This is a genomic window from Staphylococcus sp. GDB20D11A (assembly GCF_016893255.1).
GTDB classification, from domain to species: Bacteria; Bacillota; Bacilli; order Staphylococcales; family Staphylococcaceae; genus Staphylococcus; species Staphylococcus aureus.
In genome coordinates, this window is the sequence record NZ_JAFEPJ010000007.1 from 77,036 (window position 1) to 99,090 (window position 22,055).

At 32.4% G+C, this 22,055-nt stretch carries 20 protein-coding genes; 13 read left to right on the forward strand and 7 right to left on the reverse strand.

Translation table 11 applies throughout. The features are described from left to right. Positions 1 to 181 precede the first annotated feature (181 nt). The gene (locus tag JV528_RS05515; RefSeq protein WP_000323164.1) at positions 182 to 1,744 is read left to right on the forward strand and encodes an SLC13 family permease; all 1,563 of its coding nucleotides are present in this window, start codon (positions 182 to 184) and stop codon (positions 1,742 to 1,744) included. A gap of 10 nt (positions 1,745 to 1,754) precedes the next feature. Here JV528_RS05515 and JV528_RS05520 read toward each other — a convergent pair whose 3' ends face one another. From JV528_RS05520 to JV528_RS05530, 3 genes are all read right to left on the reverse strand, one after another. Next, the gene (locus tag JV528_RS05520) at positions 1,755 to 1,862 is read right to left on the reverse strand and encodes a hypothetical protein (protein WP_001802312.1); all 108 of its coding nucleotides are present in this window, start codon (positions 1,860 to 1,862) and stop codon (positions 1,755 to 1,757) included. A gap of 71 nt (positions 1,863 to 1,933) precedes the next feature. Continuing rightward, complete coding sequence (locus JV528_RS05525; protein ID WP_001177828.1) at positions 1,934 to 2,728, reverse strand: prephenate dehydratase; 795 nt, start codon at positions 2,726 to 2,728, stop codon at positions 1,934 to 1,936. Positions 2,729 to 2,747: 19 nt separating this feature from the next. Next, positions 2,748 to 3,824, reverse strand: coding sequence for a nitric oxide synthase oxygenase (locus tag JV528_RS05530; protein WP_204177531.1), 1,077 nt, complete (start codon positions 3,822 to 3,824; stop codon positions 2,748 to 2,750). A gap of 183 nt (positions 3,825 to 4,007) precedes the next feature. On the opposite strand from JV528_RS05530, the gene JV528_RS05535 reads away from it, so the two are divergent. The 4 genes from JV528_RS05535 (at position 4,008) to JV528_RS05550 (ending at position 7,317) form a co-directional block, all read left to right on the forward strand. Beyond that, complete coding sequence (locus tag JV528_RS05535) at positions 4,008 to 5,477, forward strand: nicotinate phosphoribosyltransferase (RefSeq protein ID WP_000284433.1); 1,470 nt, start codon at positions 4,008 to 4,010, stop codon at positions 5,475 to 5,477. Beyond that, entirely contained in the window at positions 5,470 to 6,291 is an 822-nt protein-coding gene (gene nadE, locus JV528_RS05540) for an ammonia-dependent NAD(+) synthetase (protein WP_000040860.1), read from the forward strand. The genes JV528_RS05535 and nadE overlap by 8 nt, the downstream gene beginning before the upstream one ends. A 269-nt stretch (positions 6,292 to 6,560) precedes the next feature. Continuing rightward, positions 6,561 to 7,163: a DUF2179 domain-containing protein gene (locus JV528_RS05545; protein ID WP_000011542.1), complete on the forward strand. Its 603-nt coding sequence runs from the start codon at positions 6,561 to 6,563 to the stop codon at positions 7,161 to 7,163. Then, complete coding sequence (locus JV528_RS05550; RefSeq protein ID WP_000669861.1) at positions 7,144 to 7,317, forward strand: NETI motif-containing protein; 174 nt, start codon at positions 7,144 to 7,146, stop codon at positions 7,315 to 7,317. The genes JV528_RS05545 and JV528_RS05550 overlap by 20 nt, the downstream gene beginning before the upstream one ends. A gap of 290 nt (positions 7,318 to 7,607) precedes the next feature. Here the strand turns inward: JV528_RS05550 and JV528_RS05555 are convergent, their stop codons facing one another. Continuing rightward, positions 7,608 to 7,934: a staphostatin A gene (locus JV528_RS05555; protein WP_000434533.1), complete on the reverse strand. Its 327-nt coding sequence runs from the start codon at positions 7,932 to 7,934 to the stop codon at positions 7,608 to 7,610. Positions 7,935 to 7,964: 30 nt separating this feature from the next. Beyond that, positions 7,965 to 9,131 (reverse strand): cysteine protease staphopain A, encoded by a 1,167-nt coding sequence (gene scpA / locus JV528_RS05560; RefSeq protein ID WP_000827765.1) that lies wholly within the window; start codon positions 9,129 to 9,131, stop codon positions 7,965 to 7,967. An 860-nt stretch (positions 9,132 to 9,991) separates the two neighbouring features. Between scpA and purB the strand changes: the two genes are divergently transcribed. From purB to JV528_RS05590, 6 genes are all read left to right on the forward strand, one after another. Next, complete coding sequence (gene purB / locus JV528_RS05565) at positions 9,992 to 11,287, forward strand: adenylosuccinate lyase (protein ID WP_000572880.1); 1,296 nt, start codon at positions 9,992 to 9,994, stop codon at positions 11,285 to 11,287. 108 nt (positions 11,288 to 11,395) lie between these two features. Next, on the forward strand, positions 11,396 to 11,698 hold the full coding sequence (locus tag JV528_RS05570) for a YerC/YecD family TrpR-related protein (protein ID WP_001165363.1): 303 nt from the start codon (positions 11,396 to 11,398) through the stop codon (positions 11,696 to 11,698). 171 nt (positions 11,699 to 11,869) lie between these two features. After that, positions 11,870 to 12,562, forward strand: a complete 693-nt coding sequence (gene pcrB / locus JV528_RS05575) for a heptaprenylglyceryl phosphate synthase (RefSeq protein ID WP_000272064.1) — start codon at positions 11,870 to 11,872, stop codon at positions 12,560 to 12,562. Next, positions 12,559 to 14,751, forward strand: a complete 2,193-nt coding sequence (gene pcrA, locus JV528_RS05580; RefSeq protein ID WP_000992924.1) for a DNA helicase PcrA — start codon at positions 12,559 to 12,561, stop codon at positions 14,749 to 14,751. The genes pcrB and pcrA overlap by 4 nt, the downstream gene beginning before the upstream one ends. 3 nt (positions 14,752 to 14,754) lie before the next feature. Continuing rightward, on the forward strand, positions 14,755 to 16,758 hold the full coding sequence (gene ligA, locus JV528_RS05585) for an NAD-dependent DNA ligase LigA (protein WP_000774565.1): 2,004 nt from the start codon (positions 14,755 to 14,757) through the stop codon (positions 16,756 to 16,758). Positions 16,759 to 16,770: 12 nt separating this feature from the next. After that, positions 16,771 to 17,970, forward strand: coding sequence for a CamS family sex pheromone protein (locus JV528_RS05590; protein WP_000831693.1), 1,200 nt, complete (start codon positions 16,771 to 16,773; stop codon positions 17,968 to 17,970). A 282-nt stretch (positions 17,971 to 18,252) separates the two neighbouring features. On the opposite strand, the gene JV528_RS05595 is transcribed toward JV528_RS05590, so the two are convergent. Continuing rightward, complete coding sequence (locus tag JV528_RS05595; RefSeq protein ID WP_204177530.1) at positions 18,253 to 19,212, reverse strand: NAD(P)H-dependent flavin oxidoreductase; 960 nt, start codon at positions 19,210 to 19,212, stop codon at positions 18,253 to 18,255. A gap of 124 nt (positions 19,213 to 19,336) precedes the next feature. Between JV528_RS05595 and JV528_RS05600 the strand changes: the two genes are divergently transcribed. After that, on the forward strand, positions 19,337 to 19,690 hold the full coding sequence (locus tag JV528_RS05600) for a winged helix-turn-helix transcriptional regulator (RefSeq protein ID WP_000238681.1): 354 nt from the start codon (positions 19,337 to 19,339) through the stop codon (positions 19,688 to 19,690). Between the two features lie 158 nt (positions 19,691 to 19,848). On the opposite strand, the gene putP is transcribed toward JV528_RS05600, so the two are convergent. Beyond that, a complete protein-coding gene (gene putP, locus JV528_RS05605) occupies positions 19,849 to 21,387 on the reverse strand; it encodes a sodium/proline symporter PutP (protein ID WP_000957020.1) in 1,539 nt (512 codons plus the stop codon). Between the two features lie 365 nt (positions 21,388 to 21,752). Here putP and gatC point away from each other — a divergent pair, with 365 nt between their 5' ends. Beyond that, a complete protein-coding gene (gene gatC / locus JV528_RS05610) occupies positions 21,753 to 22,055 on the forward strand; it encodes an Asp-tRNA(Asn)/Glu-tRNA(Gln) amidotransferase subunit GatC (RefSeq protein WP_000170162.1) in 303 nt (100 codons plus the stop codon).

Below are 22,055 nucleotides of genomic sequence, written 5' to 3' on the forward strand. Positions count from 1 at the left end.
AAGAATAGTAGATAATTTTTTGAAAGCGCATTCATAAAACGGTATAAATATGCTATAATAAACCCAATTATCTGATAAAAGGGGTATTTTGACGGTAATGATAATACAAGATAGACAACTTTCTATACTCTAATATAGTGAGTTGAAGTAGCTTATCATAATCATCATGAGGGGGAAATTTATGGCTTATTTCAATCAACATCAATCAATGATATCGAAAAGGTATTTAACATTCTTTTCAAAATCAAAGAAAAAGAAACCGTTTAGTGCGGGACAACTTATTGGACTAATATTAGGTCCATTACTTTTCCTATTAACATTATTGTTCTTTCATCCACAAGACTTACCTTGGAAAGGCGTCTATGTCTTAGCGATTACTTTATGGATTGCGACTTGGTGGATTACTGAAGCAATTCCTATTGCAGCAACGAGCTTATTACCAATTGTGTTATTACCATTAGGTCACATACTTACACCAGAACAAGTATCATCCGAATATGGCAATGATATTATCTTTTTGTTTTTAGGTGGATTTATTTTGGCAATTGCAATGGAAAGATGGAATTTACATACGAGAGTAGCTTTGACAATTATTAATTTAATTGGTGCAAGCACTTCAAAAATATTACTTGGATTCATGGTGGCAACAGGATTCTTATCTATGTTTGTATCGAACACTGCAGCTGTAATGATCATGATTCCTATTGGTTTAGCAATTATTAAGGAAGCACATGATTTACAAGAAGCCAATACGAATCAAACAAGTATTCAAAAGTTTGAAAAATCTCTAGTTTTAGCAATTGGCTATGCAGGTACGATTGGCGGATTAGGTACACTTATCGGAACGCCGCCGCTAATTATTTTAAAAGGACAATACATGCAACATTTTGGACATGAAATTAGTTTTGCTAAATGGATGATTGTAGGGATTCCAACGGTCATTGTTTTGTTAGGTATTACTTGGCTCTATTTAAGATATGTTGCGTTTAGACATGATTTGAAATATTTACCTGGTGGTCAGACGTTAATTAAACAAAAGTTAGACGAGCTTGGCAAAATGAAGTATGAAGAAAAGGTAGTACAAACTATCTTTGTACTTGCCAGCTTATTATGGATTACAAGAGAGTTTCTTCTGAAAAAATGGGAAGTTACGTCATCCGTTGCAGATGGTACGATTGCTATTTTTATATCAATATTATTATTTGTTATTCCAGCTAAAAATACTGAAAAACATCGTCGTATCATTGACTGGGAAGTTGCAAAAGAGCTCCCGTGGGGTGTATTAATTTTATTTGGTGGCGGTTTAGCATTAGCAAAAGGTATATCAGAAAGTGGTTTAGCAAAATGGTTAGGCGAACAGTTGAAATCATTAAATGGTGTTAGTCCGATTCTTATTGTAATTGTCATAACGATCTTTGTCTTATTTTTAACTGAAGTGACATCTAATACCGCAACTGCAACGATGATTTTACCGATTTTAGCAACGTTGTCTGTTGCTGTTGGAGTGCATCCATTACTACTTATGGCACCAGCAGCTATGGCGGCTAACTGTGCATACATGTTACCAGTAGGGACACCACCGAATGCAATTATCTTTGGTTCAGGTAAAATATCTATCAAACAAATGGCATCAGTAGGATTCTGGGTAAACTTAATCAGTGCAATAATTATTATTTTAGTCGTGTATTATGTAATGCCTATAGTTTTAGGTATTGATATAAATCAACCACTGCCATTGAAATAGTAATTGCAGATTAGAACGAAAAATAAAAAGTTACATTAGCAATTGCTTGAACGAGTGGTAACGAAACGTATACCGCAGCATCGTGTAAAAACAATACAAACAAAAGAAAGTCAACCAAGGATGGATTCCTATTTTAATCCTTGGTTGACTCTTTATTTTATTTAAATTGTAGAACCTAGAAAATAAAGTTTAATTAAAAGCGCCAATCATTTCTACTTTGAAATCCAAGGTTTCTAAAATAGCAATGACTTTCTTTATATCGGTTGTAATTGCTGAATCAGCCTGAACGAAAAATCGATACATACCTAATTGTGTTTTTAAAGGACGAGACTCAATCCAAGATAAATTAATATTAAACAAAGCAAATGTATTAAGCACACTTGCTAACAACCCAGGTTTATCATGCATTGGTGTAATTAAAAACATCAATGATGTCGCATTTTGATCAAATTGCTGCTGATTTTTTATAACTAAAAAACGTGTCACGTTATGTGGATAGTCTTCAATATGTGTATCAATAGGTGTAAAACCATAAGCTTCACCACTACCTAAAGGTGCAATTGCTGCAACGCCATTTTCAATTTTAGTCAAACTTTGAATTGTACTGTCGACATAATCATAGTCAAATTGATGTTGATGTATGTAATTTGTTGTTTGACTGATCGCTGGTGCAATAGAATACACTTTTTTAATATCAGAAATGGAATCTGTTCCATTACCATATAATGCAAAGTTAATATCTAAACGTATTTCACCGTGTGCAAAGACATCTTGCTGTGCAAGTGCATCTGCCACAATGTTGATTGTTCCTTCTATAGAATTTTCAATAGGGACAACACCAATCGATGTGTCATCATCTGCAACTGCCTTGATGACTTCAAATAAATTTGACTTTGGTTGAAAAGTTGCTTCATTTTCAGAAAAATACTGACGACAAGCCAAATATGAAAATGTACCTTTAGGGCCTAAATAATATAATTGCATATGCTACACCTCTACTAACTTAATGATGGAAAGGGCACTGGTTAGCATTTGATTCTTTCTTTTTATAGAAAAAGTTTGGATCTTTTACTGTATTGTCATATCCGTGATGATAATTTGACGTCAATGTTGGAGATAATGGCGGTGCTAGCCAAGACCATTTTCCGGTAACTTGACGACCTTGTTGTGCTTCATTACGTTCGAATAGTTCGAATTGCTTTGCAGCGGTCAAATGATCGACAATTGATATGCCTTCTTTTTTAAAGGAATGATACACAGCATAGTTCAATTCAACAAGTGCTCGATCTTTATTAAATGAATTATTTTTAAGTGTATCAAATTCAAACGCATCTGCAACTTTTTCTAGTAAATTGTAACGGTAATCATCAATAAAGTTACGTACGCCAATTTCAGTTACCATATACCAACCGTTAAAGGGTGCAGTTGGATATACAATGCCACCGATTTTTAAGTCCATATTGGAAATGATAGGGACTGCATACCATTTTAAGTTCAATTTTCTTAATTTTGGATAATGATTATGTTCAATAGGTACTTCTTTAATTAATGAAGTAGGATATTCGTAAAATTTAACTGACTCATTAGGTAATTGGTAAATCAGTGGTAACACGTCAAAATTAGTACCTTTTCCTTTCCAACCTAAGTGATTTGCTAAGCGTGTAACTTCTTTTTCAGCAGGATCACCACAATTGTCATAGCCAGCATAGCGAATTAATTGATTGTTGAAAATTTTAGGTCCATCCTTTGGAGCATATATAGTAATATACGGCTTTAATTTACCTTCATTTGTAGCCTGTGTAATATGATAAGTAATTGATGATAAGAACGATGCTTCGTCAGTAACATCTCTTGCATCAATGACATTTAACGAATCCCAAAATAAACGACCAATGCAACGATTTGAATTACGCCAAGCCATTTTAGCACCATAAATAAGTTCTTCTTCTGTATGTGTATATGTCCCAGTTTCTTTTATTTCTAGTTCAATGTCATGTAAACGTTTATTGATAATTTGCGTTTCATAATGACACTCTTTATACATGTTTTCTATGAAAGCTTGAGCCTCTTTAAATAACATTAACAACACCTCGCTTTATATTATAGTCTACATTATTAAAATACTCTTAAAAATTATGTATATGTCATTAAATTGTTGGTTGATTTTAATTAAAAGTATGGAAATTAAGGGGCTCTTATGTATATAAAAAAATGAATTATGATAAAATGTAAGAAAATATTTAGGTCGATTGGAGAGATACAGGTGTACCAATTAGAAGACGACAGTTTAATGTTACATAATGACTTATATCAAATAAATATGGCTGAAAGTTATTGGAATGATAATATTCATGAAAAAATGGCTGTATTTGATTTGTATTTTAGAAAAATGCCATTTAATAGTGGCTATGCTGTTTTTAATGGTTTAAAACGCGTTATTGATTTTATAGAACATTTTGGATTTTCAGAATCTGATTTGGAATATTTAAAGTCTATTGGCTACAAGGATGATTTCTTATCATATTTAAAAGATTTAAAATTCACAGGCAGCATCCGTTCGATGCAAGAAGGCGAATTATGCTTTGGTAACGAACCATTGTTACGCGTAGAAGCACCATTGATTCAAGCGCAATTAATAGAAACAATTTTATTAAACATTGTAAATTTCCATACACTAATTACAACAAAGGCTAGTAGAATTCGTCAAATTGCATCAAATGATAAATTAATGGAGTTTGGTACACGTCGTGCTCAAGAAATTGATGCAGCATTGTGGGGCGCTAGAGCTGCTTACATCGGGGGCTTTGATTCTACAAGTAATGTTAGGGCAGGTAAATTATTTGGTATACCTGTGTCTGGTACACATGCACACGCATTTGTCCAAACTTATGGAGACGAATATGTTGCCTTCAAAAAATATGCTGAAAGACATAAAAATTGTGTGTTCCTAGTAGATACATTCCATACTTTAAAATCTGGCGTGCCAAATGCAATAAAAGTTGCAAAAGAATTAGGTGACAAAATTAACTTTGTAGGTATTCGATTGGATTCTGGAGATATCGCTTATTTATCTAAAGAGGCAAGACGTATGCTTGATGAAGCAGGATTTACTGAAACTAAAATTATCGCGTCTAATGATTTGGATGAAGAAACGATTACGAGTTTGAAAGCACAAGGTGCAAAAGTAGATTCTTGGGGCGTTGGTACAAAGCTAATTACAGGATACGATCAACCAGCATTAGGTGCAGTATATAAACTTGTAGCTATTGAAAATGAAGATGGTTCATATAGTGATCGTATTAAATTATCAAATAACGCTGAAAAGGTTACGACGCCAGGTAAGAAAAATGTATATCGCATTATAAACAAGAAAACAGGTAAAGCAGAAGGCGATTATATTACTTTGGAAAATGAAAATCCATACGATGAACAACCTTTAAAATTATTCCATCCAGTGCATACTTATAAAATGAAATTTATAAAATCTTTCGAAGCCATTGATTTGCATCATAATATTTATGAAAATGGTAAATTAGTATATCAAATGCCAACAGAAGATGAATCACGTGAATATTTAGCACAAGGATTACAATCTATTTGGGATGAAAATAAGCGTTTCCTTAATCCACAAGAATATCCAGTCGATTTAAGCAAGGCATGTTGGGATAATAAACATAAACGTATTTTTGAAGTTGCGGAACACGTTAAGGAGATGGAAGAAGATAATGAGTAAATTACAAGACGTTATTGTACAAGAAATGAAAGTGAAAAAGTGTATCGATAGTGCTGAAGAAATTATGGAATTAAAGCAATTTATAAAAAATTATGTACAATCACATTCATTTATAAAATCTTTAGTGTTAGGTATTTCAGGAGGACAAGATTCTACATTAGTTGGAAAATTAGTACAAATGTCTGTTAACGAATTACGTGAAGAAGGCATTGATTGTACGTTTATTGCAGTTAAATTACCTTATGGAGTTCAAAAAGATGCTGATGAAGTTGAGCAAGCTTTGCGATTCATTGAACCAGACGAAATAGTTACTGTAAATATTAAACCTGCAGTTGATCAAAGTGTGCAATCATTAAAAGAAGCCGGTATTGTTCTTACAGATTTCCAAAAAGGAAATGAAAAAGCGCGTGAACGTATGAAAGTACAATTTTCAATTGCTTCAAACCGACAAGGTATTGTAGTAGGAACAGATCATTCAGCTGAAAATATAACTGGTTTTTATACGAAGTACGGTGATGGTGCTGCAGATATCGCACCTATATTTGGTTTGAATAAACGACAAGGTCGTCAATTATTAGCGTATCTTGGTGCGCCAAAGGAATTATATGAAAAAACGCCAACTGCTGATTTAGAAGATGATAAACCACAGCTTCCAGATGAAGATGCATTAGGTGTAACTTATGAGGCGATTGATAATTATTTAGAAGGTAAGCCAGTTACGCCAGAAGAACAAAAAGTAATTGAAAATCATTATATACGAAATGCACACAAACGTGAACTTGCATATACAAGATACACGTGGCCAAAATCCTAATTTAATTTTTCTTCTAACGTGTGACTTAAATTAAATATGAGTTAGAATTAATAACGTTAAACCACATTCAGCTAGGCTACTTCAGTATATAAATTGAAAGTATATGAACTAAAGTAAGTATGTTCATTTAAGAATAAATTTTTATTTATGACAAATTCGCTATTTATTTATGAGAGTTTTCGTACTATATTATATTAATATGCATTCATTAAGGTTAGTTTGAAGCAGTTTGGTATTTAAAGTGTAATTGAAAGAGAGTGGGGCGCCTTATGTCATTCGTAACAGAAAATCCATGGTTAATGGTACTAACTATATTTATCATTAACGTTTGTTATGTAACGTTTTTAACGATGCGAACAATTTTAACGTTGAAAGGTTATCGTTATATTGCTGCATCAGTTAGTTTTTTAGAAGTATTAGTTTATATCGTTGGTTTAGGTTTGGTTATGTCTAATTTAGACCATATTCAAAATATTATTGCCTACGCATTTGGTTTTTCAATAGGTATCATTGTTGGTATGAAAATAGAAGAAAAACTGGCATTAGGTTATACAGTTGTAAATGTAACTTCAGCAGAATATGAGTTAGATTTACCGAATGAACTTCGAAATTTAGGATATGGCGTTACGCACTATGCTGCGTTTGGTAGAGATGGTAGTCGTATGGTGATGCAAATTTTAACACCAAGAAAATATGAACGTAAATTGATGGATACGATAAAAAATTTAGATCCGAAAGCATTTATCATTGCGTATGAACCTCGAAACATACATGGTGGATTCTGGACTAAAGGCATTCGTCGTAGAAAGCTTAAAGATTATGAACCAGAAGAACTGGAAAGTGTAGTAGAACATGAAATTCAAAGTAAATGAGAATGAAACAATTGCTGATTGCTTGTCACGAATGAAAATGCAAGGGTATATGCCGGTAAAACGTATTGAAAAACCCGTGTTTCAAGAGCAAAAAGATGGCACGGTTGAAGTATCACATCAAGAAATCATTTTTGTAGGTAAGAAAATCCAATAATATAATCCAATTTAAATAAAGACTATTTGAAGAGGAAAGGCTATTCAAAGTTTGAGTAATTTTACTTTGAATAGCCTAAGTGTTTATACATGCAAGATGCTCAATCCATATTGTATTAAAAACCCCCAGCAAGCTATATAAAGCGTATGCTGGGGGTTCTTAATATTTTAAAATTATTGTTAGATTATATATATCGTCGCTTTTTCTAAAACAATCTCATCGCATGAAATTTTTTCTTCCTAGAGACCTTTAATAAGATTAATAGTTTACTTAATCATATCTAGATAGTCTTATGACTTATGCTTAATGAAAGTCATTCTAGGAGAAGTTCCCAAAGCTTCTGTGTTCATAATTGTTAGTAGTATTTTATTATCATTTGGTATAAATATTTCAATAACAATTGAGCTATTATTTTTATTATATAATGTGAGTTGTTTGTGTTCTGTATTTATATATTTGCAAATGTAATCAGAATCGTCTGAGGTACTGAGAATAAATTTTAAAGGGCTATCATTTAAATCTTGAGGGTGCCATTCTCCCTCAATAATATTAAGGTAATACTTAGCCTCTGAATTACATTTGAATTTATCAATACTAAATAATTCAAATTGTTCCATAATATTATTTACCTTTCTAAAATACAAATTTTAATAACCATAAATAGATGAATACCATCGATAATGGTCGCCATTGGATACTGGAATAACATTGTTTTTAGCATCTTGAGTCATAAAACCATTATCCCATGGATTCCATATAATTATAACCTCTTGTCCATTATCTAATTTAGCGTTCCCAACAACTGCCATGGCATGCCCTGCGTGCATACCATTTCTTGATTCTACTCTACTACCTAAAACAGCAATTCCTTTATTATTTTTAGTAAGATTGTCAACTTCATTATATGTAGTCATTCTATTAAGAAGTTGTGGACTTCTTCCCTGAGTTTGTCCAAAATAAATCATCTCTCTTGGCGTTAAACCAGTAAATTGGAATCGTTGTCCTTGTAAGTTTGGGTGTAAAAATCTCATCACAGCTTCTGCATGATATTTGTTAGTATTATAAGTCGCATTTAGTAATGCAGACATCGTATAGCCTGCACACCAACCATTGTTACCTTGAGTTTCTCTTATCCTGAAATTCTCAAGTTTATTTACATATTGCTCGTTGTAAGTATAATTATTACTTTTAAATTGACTAGTTGGCATAGTGACAGAAGCTTTTTGCTTTAGTTGCGTTACATTATTGCCAGTAGGTATACTCTCGGTCTTTTTTAACTTTTTATCTTCTAGACGTGGTGTTTTTAGTACGAGTTTAGCTTTATGATTTTGAGTAACCACATAGTAACCTTTTGAGTTTGTCAAAATAGTAATTTGTTGATCTTTATATTGATTTAAGACTTTAGATAAAAATGGAGAAACATTGATTGTGTATTTAGAAGATGAACTAGAATACTTAGTGACTTTTGGTGAAATTGTAACTATATAATCGATATTACCCTCAGTGTTCAAAACTGGAAAATAATAATTACCATCACTCTTTTTGTTGAATTTATAAATTTTAAAAGGTTCACCAAGTGTATACGAGGCTTTCTCTTTATTATAGATTTTATCAAGTGAAGTAACATAAGAAAGATAGTCTTTTTGCGCTAAATTACGTACGTCAGTAGGAACACTCTTGTCCTCGACATTAACTTGCACATGCTTCTTATCTTTTGCTTTGATATTTGAATTGCTCTCAGCGTTTGCAATTGGGGTAACACTTAAAGAAAGTATTAAACTTAAAGCTATTAATTTTGGAAAGTTTCTTTTCATATAAAAACTCCTTTCTTTTATTATAAAATAATTATATTAAATTTAGTTAAGAGTTTCAATATAAATTTTTAATCTATGTTTAAAAAATATTTAATTTTTACACATTATCAGTTTATGTAATAATTTAGTAGCTTATTTACTAAATTGCAAACATCTCATTCAATAATTAATATGATCGAAAGCTTCATGAAAATATATTAGTTGATTTCGAAAGAGGCGTAGTCAATTTATGTCTTGCTATAAAAATTTACTATTAAGAAAATCTCTGCGTATTTTTCTATAAACAGTTTCGTATTTATACGATTCTGGAGTTCGATAATAATGGCTTATATTTAAAATGCTATACCTATGCAATAGAACATATATTCTTTTTGTGAGTAGAAAATTTGTTATATTAGAAGTGAATAATTTTAAAACATATTATGGAAATGTCAGAAGAAATATTATGAAACTAGGAAAAGTAGATTGTTGAAAATTCCATACAATAGGAGAAGTAAAGTGAATATTATCTGGTATTACTAAAGCTTTTGATTGTCCTAATTGTAATAAAAAGTTGGATAGTGTAGGTGAGGGGAGAAAAACTAAAATGTAATAATATATTCTTAATGGATCATTATAAATACCAATTAGATTAAAGTGTTGCGAACATTTGCAATTAGAAATCAGTATTAATCTGCCATAGATAATTGTATTAATGTAAAAAATAAAATAGAATGAGAATATACGGAAATTTTTTATACATTTATAACCAATTCTGTTAAACTGTGAAGAGTAGAGTTAAAAACGAACTTTTTATTTATTTTTATTAAAAATGTTCTGTTTTTGAAAATTCGAGTATACATACGATAGGAGTTAAAAAAATGATTGAACGCTATTCTAGAGAAGAAATGTCTAATATTTGGACTGATCAAAATCGCTATGAAGCATGGTTAGAAGTGGAAATTTTAGCATGTGAGGCATGGAGTGAATTAGGACATATACCGAAAGCTGACGTACAAAAAATTCGTCAAAACGCAAAGGTAAATGTCGAACGTGCACAAGAAATTGAACAAGAAACGCGCCATGATGTTGTAGCTTTTACTAGACAAGTTTCTGAAACGCTAGGTGAAGAACGTAAGTGGGTACATTATGGTTTAACTTCTACTGATGTTGTAGATACAGCTTTAAGTTTCGTTATTAAACAAGCAAATGACATTATTGAAAAAGATTTAGAAAGATTTATCGACGTTTTAGCTGAAAAAGCAAAAAATTATAAATATACATTGATGATGGGACGTACACATGGAGTGCATGCAGAACCAACTACATTTGGTGTCAAAATGGCATTGTGGTACACGGAAATGCAACGTAACTTACAACGTTTCAAACAAGTAAGAGAAGAAATTGAAGTAGGGAAAATGAGTGGTGCAGTAGGTACTTTTGCTAACATTCCTCCTGAAATAGAAAGTTATGTGTGTAAACATTTAGGTATTGGCACAGCGCCTGTATCAACGCAAACATTGCAACGCGATCGACATGCATACTATATTGCGACATTAGCATTAATCGCGACGTCACTAGAAAAATTTGCCGTTGAAATTCGTAACCTTCAAAAAACCGAAACAAGAGAAGTTGAAGAAGCATTTGCAAAGGGTCAAAAAGGTTCATCTGCAATGCCTCATAAACGAAATCCAATTGGTTCTGAAAATATCACAGGTATTTCAAGAGTAATTCGTGGTTATATTACTACAGCTTATGAGAATGTGCCATTATGGCATGAAAGAGATATTTCTCATTCTTCAGCTGAGCGTATTATGTTACCAGATGTTACAATAGCACTAGATTATGCATTGAATCGTTTCACGAATATTGTGGACCGTTTAACTGTATTTGAAGATAATATGCGTAATAACATAGATAAAACATTTGGTCTGATTTTCTCACAACGTGTCTTATTAGCATTAATTAATAAAGGTATGGTTCGTGAAGAAGCATACGACAAAGTACAACCAAAAGCGATGACATCTTGGGAAACGAAAACACCTTTCCGTGAATTAATCGAACAAGATGAGTCTATTACAAGTGTTTTAACAAAAGAAGAATTGGATGAATGTTTCGATCCTAAACATCATTTGAATCAAGTTGATACTATTTTCGAACGCGCTGGATTAGCATAAAATTAAATAAAGTAACGATTCAGATTTAATAAAATATAAATCGCTACACTTTAATAGGTTAATGCGTTAAAATGACATAAAGAATAAAATTATAGGGGTTGTTTCGATATGCAAATTGAAAAATTACGAGGTGCAGCGTTAGATGAATTGTTTGATGCAATACTAACGTTAGAAAATAGAGAAGAATGTTACCAATTTTTCGATGATTTGTGTACTGTAAATGAAATTCAATCACTGTCTCAAAGATTACAAGTTGCTAAAATGATTAAGCAAGGTTATACCTATGCAACGATTGAACAAGAATCTGGAGCATCGACTGCAACGATTTCTAGAGTGAAGCGTTCATTACAATGGGGTAATGATGCTTATACAATGATTTTAGATCGTATGAATATTGAAACAAATGAATAATAAATGAACGATAAACAATGGTTATCTATCTGCACTAATAAGGTAGATAATCATTGTTTTTTCACGAAAAAATTTACAGAGTAAAAGAACTTAAATTTCATATTAAGTCTTTAGAACTCGACACTTAAAAATGCTATAATCATATGTATGTTAAAAAAGGAGTTTCGGAAAATGTATGACATTAAAAAATGGCGCCATATTTTTAAATTAGACCCAGCTAAACATATTTCAGATGATGATTTAGATGCGATTTGTATGTCTCAAACAGATGCAATTATGATTGGTGGAACTGATGACGTTACTGAAGATAATGTCATTCATTTAATGAGCAGAGTAAGAAGATACCCATTGCCTTTAGTACTTGAAATATCAAACATCGAAAGTGTAATGCCTGGTTTTGATTTTTATTTTGTACCTACAGTACTGAACAGTACAGATGTTGCATTTCACAATGGTACATTATTAGAAGCGCTTAAAACATATGGACATAGTATAGATTTTGAAGAAGTAATATTTGAAGGGTATGTCGTGTGCAATGCTGATAGCAAAGTGGCAAAACATACCAAAGCAAATACAGATTTAACAACAGAAGATTTAGAAGCATATGCCCAAATGGTCAATCATATGTATCGATTACCGGTTATGTATATAGAGTATAGTGGCATTTATGGCGACGTATCAAAGGTTCAAGCTGTCTCAGAACATCTAACAGAAACGCAACTATTTTATGGTGGCGGTATTTCCTCAGAACAACAAGCGACAGAGATGGCAGCTATTGCAGATACAATTATCGTCGGTGATATTATTTATAAAGATATTAAAAAAGCTTTAAAAACAGTAAAAATAAAGGAGTCTAGTAAATGAATGCGTTATTAAATCATATGAATACAGAGCAAAGTGAAGCTGTAAAGACAACAGAAGGACCATTGTTAATTATGGCAGGTGCTGGTTCAGGGAAGACACGTGTTTTAACACATAGAATTGCTTATTTATTAGACGAAAAAGATGTCTCACCATACAATGTTTTGGCTATTACTTTTACAAATAAAGCTGCAAGAGAAATGAAAGAACGTGTTCAAAAATTAGTAGGTGATCAAGCAGAAGTTATTTGGATGTCAACATTCCACTCAATGTGTGTTCGTATTTTACGTCGTGATGCAGATCGAATTGGTATAGAACGCAATTTTACGATAATTGATCCTACAGACCAAAAATCTGTTATTAAAGACGTCTTAAAAAATGAAAATATTGATAGTAAAAAGTTTGAACCTCGTATGTTTATCGGTGCAATCAGTAATTTGAAAAATGAACTTAAAACACCTGCAGATGCTCAAAAAGAAGCCACAGATTATCACTCGCAAATGGTAGCAACGGTTTATAGTGGATATCAACGCCAATTGTCACGTAATGAAGCGTTAGATTTTGATGACCTTATTATGACAACGATTAACTTATTTGAGCGTGTACCAGAAGTTCTAGAATATTATCAGAACAAATTCCAATATATTCATGTAGATGAGTATCAAGATACCAATAAAGCACAATACACATTAGTTAAATTATTAGCAAGTAAGTTTAAAAACTTATGTGTTGTAGGTGACTCAGATCAGTCAATTTATGGTTGGCGTGGTGCTGATATTCAAAATATCTTATCATTTGAAAAAGACTACCCAGAAGCGAATACAATCTTTCTAGAGCAAAATTATCGTTCGACGAAAACGATTTTAAATGCGGCTAACGAAGTGATTAAAAATAATTCTGAACGTAAGCCAAAAGGACTGTGGACTGCAAATACGAATGGTGAGAAAATTCATTACTATGAAGCAATGACAGAACGTGATGAAGCGGAATTTGTAATACGAGAAATTATGAAGCATCAACGTAATGGTAAGAAATATCAAGATATGGCAATTTTATATAGAACAAATGCACAATCACGTGTACTTGAGGAAACATTCATGAAATCTAATATGCCATACACAATGGTTGGTGGCCAAAAGTTCTATGACCGTAAAGAAATCAAAGATTTATTAAGTTATTTGCGTATAATTGCCAATAGTAATGATGACATTAGTTTGCAACGTATTATTAATGTTCCAAAAAGAGGTGTAGGTCCTTCATCTGTTGAAAAAGTTCAAAATTATGCACTTCAAAACAATATCAGTATGTTTGATGCACTTGGAGAAGCTGATTTTATCGGATTGTCAAAAAAGGTGACACAAGAGTGTCTTAATTTTTACGAGTTAATCCAAAGCTTGATAAAAGAACAAGAATTTTTAGAAATTCATGAAATAGTTGATGAAGTATTACAAAAGTCTGGCTACCGAGAAATGCTTGAACGTGAAAATACACTAGAATCTCGAAGTAGATTAGAAAACATCGATGAATTTATGTCAGTACCAAAAGACTATGAGGAAAACACCCCATTAGAAGAACAGTCATTAATTAACTTTTTAACGGATTTATCGTTAGTAGCTGATATTGATGAGGCAGATACTGAAAATGGCGTAACACTAATGACGATGCACTCGGCTAAGGGCCTTGAATTTCCAATCGTCTTTATAATGGGGATGGAAGAATCTTTATTCCCACATATTAGAGCGATTAAGAGTGAAGATGATCATGAAATGCAAGAAGAACGTCGTATTTGTTATGTAGCAATCACAAGGGCTGAAGAGGTGTTATATATCACTCATGCGACATCAAGAATGTTATTTGGTCGCCCTCAGTCAAATATGCCATCTAGATTTTTAAAGGAAATTCCAGAATCACTATTAGAAAATCATTCAAGTGGCAAACGACAAACGATACAACCTAAGGCAAAACCTTTTGCTAAACGTGGATTTAGTCAACGAACAACGTCAACGAAAAAACAAGTATCGTCATCTGATTGGAATGTAGGTGACAAAGTGATGCATAAAGCCTGGGGAGAAGGCATGGTGAGTAATGTAAACGAGAAAAATGGCTCAATCGAACTAGATATTATCTTTAAATCACAAGGGCCAAAACGTTTGTTAGCGCAATTTGCACCAATTGAAAAAAAGGAGGATTAAGGGATGGCTGATTTATCGTCTCGTGTGAACGAGTTACATGATTTATTAAATCAATACAGTTATGAATACTATGTAGAGGATAATCCATCTGTACCAGATAGTGAATATGACAAATTACTTCATGAACTGATTAAAATAGAAGAGGAGCATCCTGAGTATAAGACTGTAGATTCTCCAACAGTTAGAGTTGGCGGTGAAGCCCAAGCCTCTTTCAATAAAGTCAACCATGACACGCCAATGTTAAGTTTAGGGAATGCATTTAATGAGGATGATTTGAGAAAATTCGACCAACGCATACGTGAACAAATTGGCAACGTTGAATATATGTGCGAATTAAAAATTGATGGCTTAGCAGTATCATTGAAATATGTTGATGGATACTTCGTTCAAGGTTTAACACGTGGTGATGGAACAACAGGTGAAGATATTACCGAAAATTTAAAAACAATTCATGCGATACCTTTGAAAATGAAAGAACCATTAAATGTAGAAGTTCGTGGTGAAGCATATATGCCGAGACGTTCATTTTTACGATTAAATGAAGAAAAAGAAAAAAATGATGAGCAGTTATTTGCAAATCCAAGAAACGCTGCTGCGGGATCATTAAGACAGTTAGATTCTAAATTAACGGCAAAACGAAAGCTAAGCGTATTTATATATAGTGTCAATGATTTCACTGATTTCAATGCACGTTCGCAAAGTGAAGCATTAGATGAGTTAGATAAATTAGGTTTTACAACGAATAAAAATAGAGCGCGTGTAAATAATATCGATGGTGTTTTAGAGTATATTGAAAAATGGACAAGCCAAAGAGAGTCATTACCTTATGATATTGATGGGATTGTTATTAAGGTTAATGATTTAGATCAACAGGATGAGATGGGATTCACACAAAAATCTCCTAGATGGGCCATTGCTTATAAATTTCCAGCTGAGGAAGTAGTAACTAAATTATTAGATATTGAATTAAGTATTGGACGTACAGGTGTAGTCACACCTACTGCTATTTTAGAACCAGTAAAAGTAGCTGGTACAACTGTATCAAGAGCATCTTTGCACAATGAAGATTTAATTCATGACAGAGATATTCGAATTGGTGATAGTGTTGTAGTGAAAAAAGCAGGTGACATCATACCTGAAGTTGTACGTAGTATTCCAGAACGTAGACCTGAAGATGCTGTCACATATCATATGCCAACCCATTGTCCAAGTTGCGGACATGAATTAGTACGTATTGAAGGCGAAGTAGCACTTCGTTGCATTAATCCAAAATGCCAAGCACAACTTGTTGAAGGATTGATTCACTTTGTATCAAGACAAGCCATGAATATTGATGGACTAGGCACTAAAATTATTCAACAGCTTTATCAAAGCGAATTAATTAAAGATGTTGCTGATATTTTCTATTTAACAGAAGAAGATTTATTACCTTTAGATAGAATGGGGCAGAAAAAAGTTGATAATTTATTAGCTGCCATTCAACAAGCTAAGGACAACTCTTTAGAAAATTTATTATTTGGTCTAGGTATTAGGCATTTAGGTGTTAAAGCGAGCCAAGTGTTAGCAGAAAAATATGAAACGATAGATCGATTACTAACGGTAACTGAAGCGGAATTAGTAGAAATTCATGATATAGGTGATAAAGTAGCACAATCTGTAGTTACTTATTTAGAAAATGAAGATATTCGTGCTTTAATTCAAAAATTAAAAGATAAACATGTTAATATGATTTATAAAGGTATCAAAACATCAGATATTGAAGGACATCCTGAATTTAGTGGTAAAACGATAGTACTAACTGGTAAGCTACATCAAATGACACGCAATGAAGCATCTAAATGGCTTGCATCACAAGGTGCTAAAGTTACAAGTAGCGTTACTAAAAATACAGATGTCGTTATTGCTGGTGAAGATGCAGGTTCAAAATTAACAAAAGCACAAAGTTTAGGTATTGAAATTTGGACAGAGCAACAATTTGTAGATAAGCAAAATGAATTAAATAGTTAGAGGGGTATGTCGATGAAGCGTACATTAGTATTATTGATTACAGCTATCTTTATACTCGCTGCTTGTGGTAACCATAAGGATGACCAGGCTGGAAAAGATAATCAAAAACATAACAATAGTTCAAATCAAGTAAAAGAAATTGCTACGGATAAAAATGTACAAGGTGATAACTATCGTACATTGTTACCATTTAAAGAAAGCCAGGCAAGAGGACTTTTACAAGATAACATGGCAAATAGTTATAATGGCGGCGACTTTGAAGATGGTTTGTTGAACTTAAGTAAAGAAGTGTTTCCAACAGACAAATATTTGTATCAAGATGGTCAATTTTTGGATAAGAAAACAATTAATGCCTATTTAAATCCTAAGTATACAAAACGTGAAATCGATAAAATGTCTGAAAAAGATAAAAAAGACAAGAAAGCGAATGAAAATTTAGGACTTAATCCATCACACGAAGGTGAAACAGATCCTGAAAAGATTGCAGAAAAGTCACCAGCCTATTTATCTAACATTTTAGAGCAAGATTTTTATGGTGGTGGAGATACAAAAGGTAAGAATATTAAAGGTATGACGATTGGTTTAGCTATGAATAGTGTTTATTACTATAAAAAAGAAAAAGATGGACCGACTTTTAGTAAAAAACTAGATGATAGCGAAGTTAAAAAGCAAGGTAAACAAATGGCTAGTGAGATATTATCAAGGTTACGTGAAAATGATGATTTAAAAGATATACCAATTCATTTTGCAATTTATAAGCAATCAAGTGAAGATTCAATCACACCAGGTGAATTTATCACTCAAGCGACTGCAGAAAAGAGTCAAACAAAGCTTAATGAATGGCATAATATCAATGAAAAATCAGCTTTATTACCTTCTTCAACAGCAGCAGATTATGATGAAAATTTAAATAATAATTTCAAGCAATTTAACGATAATTTGCAATCATATTTTTCTAATTTCACACAAGCAGTAGGGAAAGTTAAATTTATTGATAAAAAGCCACAACGATTAGTAGTAGATTTACCAATCGATTACTATGGACAAGCTGAAACAATTGGTATTACACAGTACGTTACTGAACAAGCGAATAAATATTTCGATAAAATCGATAACTATGAAATTCGTATTAAAGATGGTAATCAACCACGTGCTTTAATTAGTAAGACAAAAGATGACAAAGAACCGCAAGTTCATATATACAGTAATTAATTGTAAATTAAAGATAATAAAAAGGTACCAATGTTAGTCAGAATTTTGATTAACATTAGTACCTTTTTAATTTGTTAAAGTTTTAAATGTGGTTAAATGATAAAATCGATGAGATTAGGACATAAATCCATAAAAGTGCCTGGCATATTTATAAAATGATTTCTTTAAAGTTTACTTTGAATGGAGCATGTCATTGAATGCTGTCACAGACCCATGATTATATTCATCGTTTATTAAATAAAGTAGTCATGGATAAATATAAATACGTTCGTTTATTATTAACTAGTTGAAATCTTGCATCAAGTCATCAATTACTGATTTAGTGCTTCTTATAGAATTTATTGGACTGATACCAGTACCTACAGAAACATACCCATTTTCTGTATCTCCGTTTAACATTCCAAGACGCATATTTCGACCACCACCCATATGTTTTGCTAATTCTTCATTAGTTGCTCCATTTTTATCCATTTCTTCTAATTCTCTAGCTAGTTTTCCAGGTAGTGAACGATAATAGGATGGAATAGTTCGAAATAAGATTAAATCTTCAGCATTTGAATCGACAATATATTGTTTAACATTTTCCGCAGCTGGGTTTTCAAAAGTTGGGATTAAAACACTTCCAACGAATACGCCCTCAGCTCCTAGACAAAAAGCAGCTCTAACTCCTCGTACGTCACCGATACCTCCCGCAGCGATTACAGGAATTTTTATTGCATCAGCAATCATGGGAATAATCGAAAAAGTACCGATAATTTTTTCTGGAACTGTACCGCCTTCATCAAAACCTGTAGCAACAAAAACATCTGCTCCTAACTCTTCAGATTTAATGGCATTTTCAATTGTAGGTGTTAGTGGTCTGAATATTATTTTAATATTATTTTCTTTAAGTTTATTAAAGATAGTTTGATCTAATATGCCGTTAATTAAGACGGCAGATATATTTTCTTCTATAAGCATGTCGATAAGATAAGAAATATATGATAAATCTTCGCTTACCATAATTGTTGAGGCGAATGGTTTACTCGTTAATTTTTTAACTTTCTTTACCTCCAATCTCATTTTTTCTGCGGTTTCAAATGGTGAATTCGTAATTCTTGCTTCGCCTGCATTTGGACCTAAAATGCCTAAACCACCTGCTTCACTAACTGATGCTACAAAATTTGCATTGGTTAATCCATTCATTGGTCCTTGAATAATCGGTTTCTCTATATTTAAAATTTTAGAAACTCTATTTTCCATGATTACCCTCCTTTTATAATCGAAATATATAAAATACGTTAGTATATATGATATAAATAGGGAAGTAGGCAAAAATAATTAACTAAGTACTAACAATCATACTAATGTGGAGAGGTAGAGCTAAATGGTTAAAATATGTAACGATGGATTTGATGAAAATTTTATTGAAGAACATAGAAATCTATATAGCATTGCATACACACAAAATGTGTTATCTGGAAGATATAAAAATCTAATTATTTGGTACTTAAAAACAGAGGGAAAACGATTTGGTGAAATTAAGAAATTTTTCGCAAATATATCTCAAGGATCACTAACAAAACAGCTTAAAGAATTAGAATCAGATGGTATTTTAAATAGAGAAGTATATGCAGAAGTTCCGCCTAAAGTTATATATAGTTTGACTGACAAAGGTAAAGATATCTTGCCCTTAATTGATTTGATGGAGAAATACGGTCGGATGTATGGTGATAAATAGCTTCTAAATTAGATGATACATTTTTAATGGAATAGCAATTAAAAAATTAAACTTTAACATAGAAAAATCGATTGAGAAATAACTTTCAGGTTATTTCAACAATCGATTATTAGGGTGCATTTAATATTTCATTCATGCACGAGATATGACATAAAATTTTATTTTTCTCTAACGATGTCACGAACTTTGTTTAAGTCAGTTTCAACAAATGCACCAGGTTTTTTAGTAAGTTTACTTACAACATATGTAACGATTACACTTACAATAAATCCAGGAATAATTTCATATAAGCCGAATATTTCGTTGATATGTGCCAATGGTTTAATCCACGCAATCCAAACGATAACGACTAAGGCACCTGAAACCATTCCACTTACAGCACCGGCACGTGTCAAACCTTTCCAGTAAAGTGCAAATAGCACAAGTGGACTGAACGATGCACCAAATCCGGCCCAAGCATTACCGACTAAGTTTAGAATTGTGTCGTTTGGATTCCATGCAATCGCGATGGCAACAATTGCTACAACTAATACAGATAATCTTCCAATCATAACAAATTCTTTTTGGTGCGTTTTAGCTTTTTCTTCACCACGAATTAATTTATAAAAGTCTTCCGTTAATGAACTAGATGTTACAAGTAATTGTGAAGAAATCGTGCTCATAATTGCAGCTAGAATCGCAGCAAGTAAGAAACCACCTACAAGAGGATGGAAGAGTACTTGACTCATCACGATGAATAATGTCTCAGGATCTTCTAGTTTAATATGATAAGCAGGTACGAATGCAATACCTGTTAAACCAACAGCCACAGCGCCTAATAAACCAACTGCCATCCAGCTAATACCTAAACGTCTAGCTTTAGGTAGCATCTTGTGTGATTTAATAGACATAAACCTTACAATGATATGAGGTTGACCGAAATAACCTAATCCCCATGAAAATAGAGAGATAATTCCTATAAATGATAACCCTTTAAATAAATTTAAATTTGTAGGTTTCATAGCTGCTACATCATGAAACGTTCCCCAGCCGTTTAAATTCATCATAGCAACAATAGGGACCATAACCATCGCAATTAACATAATGACACCTTGGAAGAAATCTGTAATTGATACAGCTAAATATCCACCAAAGAAAGTATAGAAAATGACAATGAAAGCAACTAATATTAAACCGAAATGATAATCTAATCCAAAAGCACTTTCAAATAATTTACCACCAGATACGAAACCAGAATGTGTATATAATGTAAAGAATACTACGATAATCAATCCAGAAATAATCTTTAACACATTATTTTTATCGTTTAAACGATTTTTAAAGAAATCTGGTAATGTAATTGCATCTCCAGCTAATTCGGTATAAACACGAAGTCTAGGAGCAACAACAAAGTAATTTATATAAGCACCTAATGTTAAACCGATTGTAATCCACATAGCTGATAGACCAGTGCTATAGACAGAACCAGGTAGACCCATAATCATCCATCCACTCATATCTGAAGCTCCAGCTGATAATGCAGTAATATACGGTCCAATACTACGTCCACCTAACATGTACTCGCTTAAGTTACCAGTTGCTTGCTTGTAACCGTAAAAGCCAATAACGATTAGTATCAAGAAGTAGACGGCAATCATAATATAAGTTTGCCAATTGGCATCTACTTGTTGACTTAATGCTGTCCCCATTGTAAGCATGATAAACACTCCCTTTATTTAATTTATAATTTAGTTACTTGAAAACATTATACATAAAGATAAATGTTTAGAAAAGTAGGGAAATTAAATTTATTCTTTTTGAAATACTTGTATACCAATATAGAAAGCGCTTTCGTATTTTTTGGATATGGGCAAATTTTTATAATTAAAATTGCATAATCATAATATTGAATTGGGTTGTCTAATATTAAAGGGTGTTGTTTTCATAAAAAATAATTTGGTAAACGAATGATAATGTTTATACAGTTTATATGAAATTAAAGTAGCACCTCATAAATACTTAGATTTTTAATTGGAAATTTGATACAATTTAGTGATGAATGACTTAAAGGAGGCTTTTATTAATGACAAAAGTAACACGTGAAGAAGTTGAGCATATCGCGAATCTTGCAAGACTTCAAATTTCTCCTGAAGAAACGGAAGAAATGGCCAACACATTAGAAAGCATTTTAGATTTTGCAAAACAAAATGATAGCGCTGATACAGAAGGCGTTGAACCTACATATCACGTTTTAGATTTACAAAACGTTTTACGTGAAGATAAAGCAATTAAAGGTATTCCGCAAGAATTAGCTTTGAAAAATGCCAAAGAAACAGAAGATGGACAATTTAAAGTGCCTACAATCATGAATGAGGAGGACGCGTAA